General features: G+C 63.9%; 14 protein-coding genes. 10 read left to right on the top strand and 4 right to left on the bottom strand.

Annotation, left to right across the window (positions count from 1 at the left end; all coding sequences use genetic code 11):
• Positions 1 to 16 precede the first annotated feature (16 nt).
• The 9 genes from GEV02_RS17420 (at position 17) to rng (ending at position 8107) form a co-directional block, all read left to right on the top strand.
• Positions 17 to 1123 (top strand): glycosyltransferase family 9 protein, encoded by a 1107-nt coding sequence (locus GEV02_RS17420; protein WP_235922812.1) that lies wholly within the window; start codon positions 17 to 19, stop codon positions 1121 to 1123.
• A 54-nt stretch (positions 1124 to 1177) separates the two neighbouring features.
• The gene (locus tag GEV02_RS17415; protein WP_008451763.1) at positions 1178 to 1903 is read left to right on the top strand and encodes a YebC/PmpR family DNA-binding transcriptional regulator; all 726 of its coding nucleotides are present in this window, start codon (positions 1178 to 1180) and stop codon (positions 1901 to 1903) included.
• 6 nt (positions 1904 to 1909) lie between these two features.
• Positions 1910 to 3178: a phosphoribosylamine--glycine ligase gene (gene purD / locus GEV02_RS17410; protein ID WP_152839172.1), complete on the top strand. Its 1269-nt coding sequence runs from the start codon at positions 1910 to 1912 to the stop codon at positions 3176 to 3178.
• 6 nt (positions 3179 to 3184) lie between these two features.
• A complete protein-coding gene (gene hemF, locus GEV02_RS17405; RefSeq protein ID WP_152839171.1) occupies positions 3185 to 4099 on the top strand; it encodes an oxygen-dependent coproporphyrinogen oxidase in 915 nt (304 codons plus the stop codon).
• A 2-nt stretch (positions 4100 to 4101) separates the two neighbouring features.
• Complete coding sequence (locus tag GEV02_RS17400) at positions 4102 to 4761, top strand: nicotinate-nucleotide adenylyltransferase (protein WP_152839245.1); 660 nt, start codon at positions 4102 to 4104, stop codon at positions 4759 to 4761.
• Positions 4762 to 5454 (top strand): ribosome silencing factor, encoded by a 693-nt coding sequence (gene rsfS, locus GEV02_RS17395; RefSeq protein WP_152839170.1) that lies wholly within the window; start codon positions 4762 to 4764, stop codon positions 5452 to 5454.
• Positions 5455 to 5460: 6 nt separating this feature from the next.
• Positions 5461 to 5931, top strand: coding sequence for a 23S rRNA (pseudouridine(1915)-N(3))-methyltransferase RlmH (gene rlmH, locus GEV02_RS17390; RefSeq protein ID WP_008451768.1), 471 nt, complete (start codon positions 5461 to 5463; stop codon positions 5929 to 5931).
• Between the two features lie 11 nt (positions 5932 to 5942).
• Positions 5943 to 6563 carry a Maf family protein gene (locus GEV02_RS17385; RefSeq protein ID WP_070269104.1) on the top strand — a complete coding sequence of 207 codons (621 nt, stop codon included), beginning with the start codon at positions 5943 to 5945 and terminating at the stop codon, positions 6561 to 6563.
• Between the two features lie 77 nt (positions 6564 to 6640).
• Positions 6641 to 8107: a ribonuclease G gene (gene rng / locus GEV02_RS17380; protein WP_152806462.1), complete on the top strand. Its 1467-nt coding sequence runs from the start codon at positions 6641 to 6643 to the stop codon at positions 8105 to 8107.
• A 9-nt stretch (positions 8108 to 8116) separates the two neighbouring features.
• Here the strand turns inward: rng and GEV02_RS17375 are convergent, their stop codons facing one another.
• Together GEV02_RS17375 and GEV02_RS17370 are read right to left on the bottom strand one after the other, a co-directional pair.
• Entirely contained in the window at positions 8117 to 10012 is a 1896-nt protein-coding gene (locus GEV02_RS17375) for a hypothetical protein (protein WP_152839169.1), read from the bottom strand.
• Positions 10009 to 11037, bottom strand: a complete 1029-nt coding sequence (locus GEV02_RS17370; protein ID WP_152839168.1) for an McrB family protein — start codon at positions 11035 to 11037, stop codon at positions 10009 to 10011. The genes GEV02_RS17375 and GEV02_RS17370 overlap by 4 nt, the downstream gene beginning before the upstream one ends.
• Before the next feature lie 136 nt (positions 11038 to 11173).
• Between GEV02_RS17370 and GEV02_RS17365 the strand changes: the two genes are divergently transcribed.
• A complete protein-coding gene (locus GEV02_RS17365; protein ID WP_174999146.1) occupies positions 11174 to 12352 on the top strand; it encodes a GGDEF domain-containing protein in 1179 nt (392 codons plus the stop codon).
• Here the strand turns inward: GEV02_RS17365 and GEV02_RS17360 are convergent.
• Both GEV02_RS17360 and GEV02_RS17355 read right to left on the bottom strand, forming a co-directional pair.
• A complete protein-coding gene (locus tag GEV02_RS17360) occupies positions 12330 to 12821 on the bottom strand; it encodes a hypothetical protein (protein ID WP_152839166.1) in 492 nt (163 codons plus the stop codon). The genes GEV02_RS17365 and GEV02_RS17360 overlap by 23 nt on opposite strands.
• A gap of 44 nt (positions 12822 to 12865) precedes the next feature.
• Entirely contained in the window at positions 12866 to 13498 is a 633-nt protein-coding gene (locus GEV02_RS17355; protein ID WP_152839165.1) for a TetR/AcrR family transcriptional regulator, read from the bottom strand.
• Between the last annotated feature and the right edge of the window lie 60 nt (positions 13499 to 13558).

The raw sequence follows: 13558 nt of genomic DNA, 5'->3' as shown, positions 1-13558 counted from the left end.
TCTTCACTGCATCCAATTGAAACAACTCATCCCCGCCCCGCTGCTTGCAAAAGCCAAAAAAATCCTGGTCGTCACGCATATGGCGATCGGCGACTTTACTTACATGCAGATGTGTTTCAAGGCTTTGAAGCGCGCCCACCCTCACCTGGAAATCCACCTGTGGGTCGATGAGCGCCGGCGCTCGGCCAACCCGGCGGACTGGCCGCACCTGAAGAACTACTCGCTGTACGACTGGCTGGCCGCCAGCCCCTACATCGACGAGGTCTACGCCCAGAACTACAGCCCCGCGCTGCATGCGCAATCCATCGCCAAGGCCCAGCGCGAAGACTACCCGCTGGTGGTGTCGCTGACGCACATGGCTTGCCACCGCTATGCGCGGCTGACGCGGGAGATCAGCCCTCGCGGCTTCATCGTCGGCCTGAAAAAACAGAAATACCGTTTCTTTGAATTGTCCAAGAAGCTCAGCATCCTGAAATTCAACGCCACCATTCCGCTGTACGAGTCGCAGGAACACAATGTGCCACACGTCAGCGACATCTATGCGCAATGGTTCACGCACGCCTTCGGCCTCGACATCCCCAAGGCCGACCGCTACCCGACCATCCACATTCCCGAGCAATGGACGACTTATGCGCGCGAGCAGTTCGCCGCCTGGGGGCTGCCAACAAACGTGGTCTTCATCAATGTCTACTCCAAGGGCGAGGAACGCTGCTGGCCGCTGGAGCGCGGCTTCGAGCTGATCGAGGAGATGCGCAAGCACCCGCAGTGGCGCGAGGCTGGCTTTGTTGTCAACGTTGTTCCGGAAGAACTGCAAGCCGCGCGCGCGCTGTACGACAAAGTCGCGCCGCCAGACACCCATCTGTTCTCGGCGGAACAAAGCTTCTTCCAGCTGCCGGCCGTGCTCGCCCTGTGCAGCCTGATTATCACCGTCGAAACGGCGGTGATGCATCTGGCAAATGCCGTGCACGTGCCGGTGATCGCCCTGATGCGTCAAAACAACCCGGAATGGGTGCCTATCGATCAACAAAACAGCGCCGTCATCCTGGTCAAGGAAATGGACGCGTGGGTGACGAAAATCGAGCTGCCAGAGGTGATGGAAAAGGTTTTGAGTTGGCCCCTATGATAGAATACCGCCCTCACCGCACACCAATGACTTACCGCCGAAGGAAGATCGAACATGGCTGGACACAGCAAATGGGCCAACATCAAGCACAAAAAAGCAGCAACTGACGCGAAACGCGGCAAGATCTGGACGCGCCTGATCAAGGAGATCACCGTTGCTGCGCGCATGGGCGGCGGCGACCTGACCTCCAACCCGCGCCTGCGCCTGGCCGTGGACAAGGCGGCCGACGCCAATATGCCGAAGGATAACGTGCAGCGCGCGATCACCCGCGGCACCGGCGGCGAGGACGGCGCGGCCTACGAGGAAGTACGCTACGAAGGCTATGGCGTGGGCGGCGCGGCCGTCATCGTCGACTGCATGACCGACAACCGCGTGCGCACGGTGGCCGAGGTCCGCAACGCCTTCAACAAAAACGGCGGCAACATGGGCAACGAAGGCTCGGTCGCCTTCATGTTCAAGCACTGCGGCCAGTTCCTGTTCGCGCCCGGCACCAACGAGGACGCGCTGATGGAAGTGGCGCTGGAAGCGGGCGCCGAAGACGTGGTGGCCGATGAGGAAGGCGGCTTCGAAGTGCTGTGCGGCCCGCACGACTTCGCCGCCGTCAAGGATGCGCTGGACGCCGCCGGCTTCAAGGCCGAAGTGGCCGAGATCATCATGAAGCCAGCCACCGAAACCGTGTTCACCGGCGATAACGCCGTCAAGATGCAAAAACTGCTGGACGCGTTGGAAGCCCTGGACGATGTCCAGGAAGTCTATTCCAACACGCTGATCGAAGACTGAGGAATTATGAAAATATTGGTAGTCGGCTCCGGCGGCCGTGAACATGCGCTGGCTTGGAAACTGGCGCAATCGGAACGCATCCAGATGGTGTATGTCGCTCCGGGCAACGGCGGCACGGCGCGCGATGCGCGCCTGGTCAACGTCAACATCACGGACCTGCATGAACTGGCGAACTTCGTCGAGCAAGAGCACATCAGCCTGACCGTGGTCGGCCCTGAGACGCCGCTGGCCGGCGGCATCGTCAACCTGTTCCGCGCGCGCGGCCTGAAAGTGTTCGGCCCAACCAAGGAAGCGGCACAGCTGGAGTCGTCGAAAGACTTCGCCAAGGCCTTCATGCAGCGCCACGGCATCCCGACCGCCAAGTACCAGACCTTCTCGGACGTCGCGCAAGCGCACGCCTACATCGACGCCAACGGCGCACCGATCGTCATCAAGGCCGACGGCCTGGCCGCCGGCAAGGGCGTGGTGGTGGCGATGTCGCTGGAAGAAGCGCACCAGGCAGTCGACGACATGCTGGCCGATAACCGCTTCGGCGACGCCGGGGCCCGCATCGTCATCGAAGAATTCCTGGCCGGCGAAGAAGCCAGCTTCATCGTCATGTGCGACGGCAAGAACATCCTGCCGCTGGCCACCAGCCAGGACCACAAGCGCCTGAAGGACAACGACGAAGGCCCGAACACCGGCGGCATGGGTGCCTACTCCCCTGCCCCTATCGTCACGCCGGCCATGCACGCCCGCGTGATGCGCGAGATCATCAACCCTACCATCGCCGGCATGGCGAAGGACGGCATCGTCTTCACCGGCTTCCTGTACGCCGGCCTGATGATCGACGCCCAGGGCAATCCGCGCACGCTGGAATTCAACTGCCGCATGGGCGATCCTGAAACCCAGCCTATCATGTCGCGCCTGAAGACCGACCTGGTGGCGGTGATGGAACACGCCGTCAACGGCACGCTGGACCAGATCGAGCTGGAATGGGACCGCCGCACCGCCGTTGGCGTGGTGCTGGCCGCCGCCGGCTACCCGGACGCGCCGCTGAAAGGCGCCGTGATCGAAGGCATCCCGGCCGAAACGCCGGAATCCGTGACCTTCCACGCCGGCACCGCCGAAGTGGGCGGCCAGTTGCAGGTCACGGGCGGCCGCGTGCTGTGCGTGGTCGGCCTGGGCGACAGCGTCAAGCTGGCGCAGAAGCAGGCTTACGAGACGGTCGACCAGATTTCGTTCGACGGCATGCAGTGCCGCCGCGATATCGGCTGGCGCGGCCTGAAGCATTAGGATAAGATGGCGTCCGTTCCGCATCCCGCAGCCGTCAAGGCCTACCTGCTCGATCTGCAAGACCGCATCGTGCAGGCGCTGGAGTCCGTCGACGGCAAGCCCTTCCTGCGCGACGCGTGGGACCGGCCCGAAGGCGGCGGCGGCATTTCGCGCCTGATCGAAGAAGGCAATGTCATCGAGCGCGGCGGCGTCAACTTCTCGCATGTGATGGGCGCGAAACTGCCGCCATCGGCGTCGGCGCACCGTCCTGACCTCGGCGGCCAGCCGTGGGAAGCGATGGGCGTGTCGCTGGTGATCCATCCGCGCAATCCGTACGCGCCGACGGTGCACATGAACGTGCGCTTCTTCACCACGACCACCGCCGACGGCGAACCGGCGTGGTGGTTCGGCGGCGGCATGGACCTGACGCCCTACTACGGCAACAAGCAGGACGTGCAGCACTTCCACCAGGTGTGCCATGATGCGCTGGCGCCGTTCGGCGACGAGCTGCATCCGCGCTTCAAGAAGTGGTGCGACGAATATTTTTACCTGAAACACCGCCAGGAAGCGCGCGGCGTCGGCGGCATTTTCTTCGACGACTACAACGAGGCGGGTTTCGACCAGAGCTTCGCCATGATGCGCAGCGCCGGCGATGCTTTCCTCAAGGCCTACCAGCCCATCCTGGAACGCCGCAAGGATACGCCGTACGGCGAACGCGAACGCGACTTCCAGGCTTACCGCCGTGGACGCTACGTCGAGTTCAACCTGGTGTTCGACCGCGGCACGCTGTTCGGCCTGCAGTCGGGCGGCCGCACCGAGGCGATCCTGATGTCGATGCCGCCCATCGTCAAATGGCGCTATCGCTGGGAGCCCGAAGCGGGCAGCCCGGAAGCGGCGCTGTACAGCGACTTCCTGCCGCACCGCGACTGGCTCGCCGCGTGACGATGGCTTGCCGCGTCGCACTGCTGGGAGGCAGCTACGATCCGGTGCACCATGGTCATGTCGCGTTGGGCGCGCATTTTGCGCACCTGCTGCAGGTCGACCAGTTGCGCGTGATCCCCGCCGGCCTGCCTTGGCAGAAGTCCAACCTGAAGGCGACGCCCCAGCAGCGCGCCGAGATGGCGGCGCTGGCGTTTGCCGGCGCCGACTACGACGTCGTGGTCGATATGCAGGAAATCGAACGCGCCGCGCAGGGTTTGGCCACCTACACGATAGACACGCTGCGCCAGGTGCGCGCCGAACTGGGCCCGTCGGCCTCCATCGCTTTCCTGATGGGCGCCGACCAGTTGCAGCGGCTCGACACCTGGCATGAATGGCAGGCGCTGTTCGACTACGCCCATATCTGCGTAGCCGCCCGCCCTGGCTTTAACCTGGCCGCCGCCGGCCTTCCGCCGGCAGTGGCCGAGGCGTTTTCCCGCCGTTTGGGAACGCCTGAACAAATCCGCAACACGCCGCACGGTCTGACTTATCTGGCACAAGACTTCGCGGTGGATATCTCCGCCACCGAAATACGTGCGGCATTACAACGGGGGGATAGCGCAAACTCGCTTATCCCGCCGCTAGTGCTAGACTATATTGAACAACATAATCTATACAAAAGCTAAATGGACATCAAAAAACTGCAATCCCTCGTCGTTGACGCCCTCGAAGACGTCAAGGCCCAAGATATCGCCCTGTTCGATACCACCCACCTGACCAGCCTGTTCGACCGGATCGCCATCGCGTCCGGCACCTCCAACCGCCAGACCAAGGCGCTGGCCGCCTCGGTGCGCGACAAGGTCAAGGCCGCCGGCGGCGACGTCTACGGCATGGAAGGCGAGGACACCGGTGAATGGGTGCTGGTCGACCTGGGCGACATGATCGTCCACATCATGCAGGCGCCGATCCGCGCCTACTACCGTCTGGAAGAAATCTGGGGCGACAAGCCGGTCAAGCTGGGCGCCGCCAAGCGCAAGTCGACCAAGGAAGGCGAAGAAGCCGACGCACCGAAGAAAGTCAGCAGCCACCTGGCCGCCGGCAAAAAAGCCGTCGACGCCTCCCCTGTCATCGAGAAGAAAGCCCCGGCACGCAAGGCCGCAGCCGCCAAGCCGGCCGCCGCCACCGCAGCCAAAAAGCCAGCCGCCAAGAAGGCCGCTGTGCCAGCCGGTAAAACCATCAAGGTCGGCAAGACCAAGTCCGCCGTCGCCGCCGCCGATGCACTGAAGGCCCTGCCGCCTAAGCGCAAGGTCGCCAAGCCTAAGGCCGACGAAGCGCCGGCCAAGACCGTCATCAAGCGTATCAAAAAAGTCGAAGAGTAATCGGGGATGCAGCTGATTATCGCTGCGGTCGGCCATAAAATGCCGGCCTGGATAGAAACGGGCTTCGCCGAATACGCGAAGCGCATGCCGCCTGAACTGAAGATCGTGCTGAAGGAAATCAAGCCGGTCGACCGTTCGGGCAGCAAGACCGCCGCCACCGCGATGGCGCTCGAACGCGAGCGCATCGAGGCGGCGCTGCCCAAATCCGTCCGCATCATTGCACTCGACGAGCGCGGCAAGGACCTGACTTCGGTCGGTCTGTCGCAGCAGCTCGAAGCCTGGCAGCAGGATGGCCGCGACACGGCCTTCCTGATCGGCGGCGCCGACGGCCTCGATCCCGAGCTCAAGGCCCGGGCCGAAGGCTTGATACGTATTTCCAGCATGACGCTGCCGCATGGTATGGTGCGGGTAATGCTGGCGGAACAGCTGTACCGTGCCTGGTCGATTACCCAGAATCACCCGTATCACCGCGTTTAAAACAAAATCATATGAAACCGGTCGACAAAAAGATCTACCTCGCTTCAAAAAGCCCGCGCCGGCGCGAACTGCTGCGCCAGGTGGGCATCGATTTCGAATTACTGCTGCTGCGCAGCGACGGCCCGCGCGGCCCCGACGTCACCGAAGAGGTGTTGCCGGGCGAAGCGCCGCTGGACTATGTGTCCCGCGTGGCGCGTGAAAAAGCCGCGTTCGCGGCCGACCTGGTGGTCAAGCGCCGCATGGCGCCGCGCGCCGTGCTGGCGGCCGACACCACCGTCACCATCGACGGCGCCATCCTCGGCAAGCCGGCCACCCCCAACGAAGCCATCGCCATGCTGCAGCAGCTGTCCGGCCGCACCCACCAGGTGCTGACCGCGATCGCCGTGCACTCGGCCGACTTCGCCGGCCAGGTCACGCAAGTGTCGGACGTGCGCTTCGGCGTGCTGTCGCCGGCCGCCATCGCCGCCTATTGCGCCACCTCGGAACCCTATGACAAGGCCGGCGGCTACGGCATCCAGGGCCCGGCCGCGCAGTTTATCGAACACATCACCGGCAGCCATTCGGGCATCATGGGCCTGCCGCTGTACGAAACCGCACAGCTGCTGCGGCAGGCAGGTTTGCCGCTACCCTGAGCGGCGTGTATGATCGTCGTTCAGCCACAGCGATTAAAGCAGCCGCGCTTTTAAAAAACGAGCGGCCTTTGAGACAAATGAACGAAGACATCCTCATCAACATCACCCCGCAAGAAACCCGGGTCGCCCTCATCCTGCAGGGCGCCGTGCAGGAGCTGCACATCGAACGCACGCTCACGCGCGGCCTGGCCGGCAACGTTTATTCGGGCAAGGTGGTGCGGGTGCTGCCGGGCATGCAGTCCGCCTTCATCGACATCGGCCTCGAACGCGCGGCCTTCCTGCACGTGGCCGACATCTGGGAAGCCCGTCCCCACGACGGCGGCCAGAACGCGGCGCCGACGCCGATTGAAAAAATCCTGTTCGACGGCCAGGTGTTGACGGTGCAGGTCATCAAGGATCCGATCGGCACCAAGGGCGCGCGCCTGTCGACGCAGATCTCGATCGCCGGCCGCATGCTGGTCTACCTGCCGCAGGACACCCACATCGGCATCTCGCAAAAGATCGAAAAGGAATCGGAGCGCGAAGCGCTGCGCGTGCGGCTGCAAAGCCTGCTGCCGGCCGAGGAAAAAGGCGGCTACATCGTGCGCACGCAGGCGGAGGACGCCTCCGATTCCGACATCGCCGCCGACGTCGAATACCTGCGCAAGACCTGGGGCGCGATCCTGCACGGCGCCAAGACCAAGCCGGCCACCACGCTGCTGCACCAGGACTTGAGCCTGGCCCAGCGCGTGCTGCGCGACTTCGTGCACGACGACACCGCCACCATCCAGGTCGACTCGCGCGAGAACTATGTGAACCTGCAGGAATTCGGCCTGGCCTACACGCCGGGCGTGCTGCCGCGCCTGCAGCACTACACGGGCGAGCGGCCGCTGTTCGACCTGTACGGCGTGGAAGAAGAAATCCTGCGCGCGCTGGGCCGCCGCGTGGACTTGAAATCCGGCGGCTACCTGATCGTCGACCAGACCGAGGCGATGACCACCATCGACGTCAACACCGGCGGCTTCGTCGGCGGTCGCAACTTCGCCGACACCATCTTCAAGACCAACCTGGAGGCGGCGCACGCCATCGCCCGCCAGCTGCGGCTGCGCAACCTGGGCGGCATCATCATCCTCGACTTCATCGACATGGAAAACACCGAGCACCGCAACGCCGTGCTGCAGGAGTTGAAGAAGACCTTGTCGCGCGACCGCACCAAGGTGTCGGTGTCGGGCTTCTCGGCGCTGGGGCTGGTGGAGATGACGCGCAAGCGCACCCGCGAATCGCTGGCCCACATCCTGTGCGAGCCCTGCCCGGCCTGCGCCGGCAAGGGCCAGGTCAAGACCTCGCGCACCATCTGCTACGAAATCCTGCGCGAACTGCTGCGCGAAGCCAAGCAGTTCAACCCGCGCGAGTTCCGCATCCTCGCCTCGCAAGAGGTGGTGGACATGTTCCTCGAAGAAGAGTCGCAGCACCTGGCGATGCTGGGTGATTTCATCGGCAAGAAGATTTCGCTGCAGGTGGAGACGGCCTATCACCAGGAGCAGTATGACGTCATCCTGATGTAGGCCGGTGTTTCAGCGCGGGGCGCCGTAGCGGGCCATCAATGCCCGCACATTCAGGGAGCGCAGCGCGATAAAGCCGCCGGCAAAGCCCTGTTGGTCCAGCTCCACCACCGTCTTGGCCGGGTCGGCATCGTAGGCGGGGATGCAGAACTCGCTTCTGATGTCGACTGCATGCCCAAGCTTGGCCTGCAAGCGGTGCTCGTAGACGAACTGCTTGCGCACGGAGCGGCCGCGCAGTTCGGCAATGTTCTTCGGATCGCAGGCATAGTCGCGCGTCAGGTACTTGATGTCCACCACCACCGCTTCGTCGGTGTCCTTCAGCGCGCAATCGTACAGATACTCCACGAGTTCCAGGCCGGCCAGGCGCTGCTTGTTCTTTTTTATCGAAGCCATCGCCAGGCTGTAGCAGTCCAACTCCTTGCGATCGCTGCGCCTGTGACCAATGCGGGCGTCGGCACCGCGCTTGGCATCGTGCTTATCGAATAACACTTCCCACAGCACACCGCAAACAATATCGGCATATTGCCGAGTGACCGCTGCGTTCAGCAACTCCTTGGTGAACTTGTTTCTCGACCACGAGTCCGACATGTCCGGCTGATAGCTGGCGCTCAAGCAACGCCCCATATAAAACGCTGTGAGAGGACTGGGGGGCGACTGTTTGAGCAAGACTCGCAACTCATCCGCGCCCTCGTTCTGCTTTGGTCCGCCGCGTGAGCGTAACTTGTTCAGCGCCGCACCATACGTGGCGGGTATCGCCGCAGGCAGGGTGACGTCGGCAAGCGAGGCTACGCCATACCATTGATAGAAGGCCGCCTTCAGATGCGGCTCGGAGCGCCGCAGCACGGCGTCGGGGAACAATTGTCCGGTATGCCCGTCGCTGCCGAATACGCCATCGAGCTCCGCAACACTGCGCAATGTCACGGATGCGCCGTCTATGACCATCGCCTGCTCCGCAGGCAGCAGCGGCAGATTGCCGGCCAGGCCGGGACGAATATTGCTGATATCGCAGGCCGCCAGCAAGGAAGAGCGTCTGCGCAGCAAGTCCTCCAGGCACATGGCTTCCCACACCGGCGCAAAGGTGCTGATGCCCCACTTCCATCCCTGGGCTGCCTGCTGCTGGCTGCCCCGCAGGAAACGCTCCAGCGCTTCATAGAAATCGTGGAAGTCCGGGTCTTTGTAGGCGGTGGTGCGCTCGATCACATCGAGCCGCTCCAGCATCAGGGTGCGCGTGTCTTCCCAGCTATCGAAATCGAACAGGCTGTCGCCCTGAGTCAGGTGGCGTTCGACAAACTGGGACGCCAGCACCTGGATGTCGCGATGCACGTCCTCCTCTTCGCCGAGCCAGCGCTTGACCTCCAGCAGCGCGTAGCAATACATCTGCACCAGCTCGACCGGCTCGTAGCCGGCCTCCCAGCGCGGCATATTCATCGTATCGACGAAGAAGCTGTCGTCCTCCATGAACGTGGCGCGTCCCAGCTCCTGGTGCAGGCGCCGGCCGTCGATGCGCTCGCTGCGGCCGTAGCGCTGCGCCAGCGTCAGTATTTCCAACTCGTTGAAGCGCTGCAGTATGCCGTCGAGGATGTCGAGATGGCGGTAATACAGTACCTCGCCATGCTTGCCCTCGCGCGCCAGCAGCTCGGCGTCGCCGTCGGCGCGCTGCGCCGAATCGCGGTCGCTGGCCAGCTTCGGACTGCAGGTGGCGCGGAAGGCTTCCAGCGTGCGGTACAGCAGCAGGAAGACTTCCTTCGCCAGCGCGAAACGCTCCGGGCGGCTGGCATCGTTAATCTGCCGCGCCCATGCATCGCAGCCCTTGGGCAGGTGCAGCACCTTGTCGCGGATGCCAACGAAGGAGAATTTCAGGTCGCTGTCATTGCCGGCCCGGGCGGTCAGGGAGGCAAAGTCGATCACGCGCCGCTCCAGGCCTGGATTTTCTCAACAAACAGTACGGATTTTTCGCTGAAATCGCCGAACGTGACCAGCTTTGCGCCGTGGCCCAGCAAGTCCTCCAGCGGGCCCTTGTCCCGCGTGAACACGGTATCCCACAGGAAGAACATCAGCTTATTCTGGATCTCGCGCCCGGCCACAAGCGGCTTGTTGGCGCCGATAAAGTAGTAACCGATCAGCTTGTCTTCTACCTTGCGGATCGACTTGGCGTGGCTGATGAGGAATGCGTTCAATTGTTTGACGAACTCGCGCCACTCCGGCTTGTCCATGTCGGCAGGCGGCGCGGACGACGCGTCTTCGTCGATCGGCACGTATTCCCACGACCAGCGGCGCTTGAAGGCGCTGTCCATGTAGTAGATCGATTCGTCCGAGGTGTTCATGGTGCCCACCAGATGCAGGTTGGGCGGCAGCTTGATGCGGCGCTGGGCCAGGAAACTCAGATCGCCTTCAAACAATTTGGCCAGCGTCTGGCGTTCGTCCTGGTCCGTTTCATACATGCCGGTGCGCGCGCAGCGGTGCACGCCCATCGCCTGCAGCAAGGCATCATGCTCCATCTCCGACAGGTCGACGTGATAGCTGGACCAGCCATCCGCCTTGCGGTCCAGCAGCTGGAACACCGTGCCGAAAATGGCGGCGCTGTTGCCGCGGTTGATTTCATCGATGACCAGCACGACCGGCTGGGCGGCGTCCGGCGACTCGGCTTGCGCCGCCTGGTGATAGCAGCTCAAGGCCTGCGCCAGCGCCTGCATGAAGTGGCCGGCATAGTAGCGATAGCTGACGCGTCCGTCCGGCTGGGTCAGCGGCATCAGCCGTCCCATGAAATCGCCATACGTGTATTCGGGATGAAAAATCGTCTTGACCGTGTGCGGCGCCGGCTCGATCGCGTCGGTCATCTGGTCGACTTTATGGCTTTTGCCGGTTCCCGGCGATCCGAACAGGATCAATTGATGCGGCAGCGTGCTGGCAGAATCCGAGACTGTTGCTTCCATTTAAATAGTTTCCACATGGTAATTATTGTACTCGATTGTACATCGTGGATTTTAGTAATTCAAGCAAGATTTCTTGCCATGTAACATGTATTCGCCCCGTATAATGCCCAGCCATCACAACAACCCCGGTGGCGTCATGCTCGACCTCCGCACCATCAACTCCATCACCGGCATGATGGCATTGCTTATGGCTTTCGTGCTGCTGGGGATGCGCCATTACTATCCGCGCCGCATCAAGGGGACGCTGTTGTGGGCGCTGTCGCCCATCGTCGGCGGCTGTTCGTCGCTGGCCTACGGCCTGGACGGTTTGCTGCCCGCCGCGCTGGCGGCCATGCTGGGCAATGCGCTGGCCTACGCCAGCGCCGCGATGAACCTGTTCGGCACGGCGGCGTTTTATGAACACCCGCTGAACGGCCGCCGCTGGCTGGCCTTCACGCTGGCCGTGCTGGGCGTCATCGCCTGCTTCATGCTGGTCTGGCCCGACTACCGGATGCGCGTGATGGTGTTTGCGCTGGCGATGACGGTCTACACCGGCATGCACGCGTCGATGCACTGGCGGCATGGCCTGAGCTTTGCCGGCCGCCTGCTGGCGGCGCTGTTGCTGCTGCGCTGCCTGATCCTGCTGCTGCGCGCAGGCAGCGCCCCCTTCATCGATGCCGCCGACGCCACGCGCTACGGCCCGGGTTTGATCCAGATGCTGTATCTGAGCTCGTTCAGCGTGGGCGGCATGCTGACCTGCCTGGGCTTCGTGCTGCTGGCGAGCGAACGCGTGCGCGCGGAATTCGAACGCATGGCCAATGTCGATCCGCTGACGGGCGCGGCGTCGCGGCGCGCCATCATGCAATCGCTCGACGGCGAAGTGCAGCGCTGGCGGCGCACCGGCCGCGTGTTTTCGATACTGCTGCTGGACATCGACCACTTCAAGCGCATCAACGACCGCCACGGCCACGCGGTCGGCGACCAGGTGCTGGCGCGGTTTGCCGACAGCGTCACATCCGCGCTGCGCTCCATCGATACGCTGGGCCGCTATGGCGGCGAGGAATTCGTCGTCCTGTTGCCCGACAATGATTTGCAGAGCGCCGCCGTCGCCGCCGAACGCGTGCGGCAGATCGTGGAGCGGCAGATCGTCGAGGCGGGCTTGCCGGCCTGTACCACCAGCATCGGCTGCGCCTGCATCGATGCCAGCGGACCGACCGTGGAGTCGCTGCTGGCGCATGCCGACGCCGCCCTGTACGCGGCCAAGCACGAGGGCCGCAACGCCGTGCGGCTGGCCCAGCCGCAGGCGGAACAAGCTAGCGCGTCGGCGCGACGGTGATGACGGTGCGGCTCAGGTCTATGCCGCGGATCTGAACCGAGCCGAAGTTGGCGCTGTCGCTGGCGCCGGTGCGGATATTCTGCAGATCGAGTTCGCCTATCGACGCCGGCAGCGCCAGGTTGATCGAGCCGTCCGCGTTCATGCGCGGCGCGCTGCCGTTCGGCCCGTACACCACGTCGCGCGCCGTCACATCGGCGTTCAACACGCCCAGCAGCGGAAACAGCGCCGTGCCCATCTCGGCGAATTTGGCGTCGGCGCCGCCCGGGCCGCCGAACAGGCCGTGCAAGGGGAACAGGCCGCGATGCAGCGAGCGCGGCGGCAGGCGCGCTACCGGCGCCGGGATCGGCGTCGATACGCCGCGCAGCTCGGTGTCGTTCAGCGCGCGCAGCCGGCTTGCCGCGTCATCCGCCTGCGCGGAGGCGGCGGCCAGCAGCAGGACCGCGCTGGTACAGATACGGACGATGTTCATGGCAGCACCCTGGCGAGAAAAGATGGTGGAATGATAACACCATCTCACGCGTCCCGATCCAGTCCCAGATAGCCCAGCACCGCCCCTTCGATGCCGGCGGCCAGTTGCGCGGCGGGCATGCTGCCGCGCCGGCCGGCCACATCGGTCAGCGCGCTGACCAGCGCCATCACGTCGGAGGCGGCCGCGCCCGCCGCTGCGCCACCCTGCCCCATCCAGCCGCCCAGGAAGGCCGCCAGCGCGGCGTGCATGGCGGCCGCGCTGCCCGAGCGCGGCAACAGCTGCGACAGCCTGTCCTGCTCGACATCGAGCAGCCGCGCCAGCTTGGGCCGGCGCAGCTGATAGCGCACCGCGATCTCGATCAGCCGGCGCAGCGCCTGGCGGCGGTCGCCGTCCTGCAGCGCCAGCCCGGCCTCGTCCACCAGCCCAGCCGACTCGCGCTCGATCAGGGCGGCGGTGATGGCGTCCTTGGTGGGGAAATACTGGTACAGCGAGCCGATGCTCACACCCGCCCGCGCGGCGATGGCGTTGGTGGTGTAACCCTCCAGGCCTTGCTGTTCGAGAATGTGAGCAGCGCCCTCCAATATCGTCTCCACCGTCTGCGCGGAACGGGGCTGGGATGGCGTCTTTCTTGGGGTCAGGCGGCGCGCGGCGGCCTTGCCGGATTGCGAGTTGTTCATATGAGCATATGCTCATATTATTTCCTCACCGCGTCAAGCGCTTAATTTCAGAGGAATCCA

It is taken from the genome of Rugamonas aquatica, assembly GCF_009380215.1.
GTDB lineage: Bacteria > Pseudomonadota > Gammaproteobacteria > Burkholderiales > Burkholderiaceae_D > Rugamonas > Rugamonas aquatica_B.
Note: the sequence above shows the minus strand (reverse complement) of the source record. Positions and strands in the feature narration are given on the sequence as shown.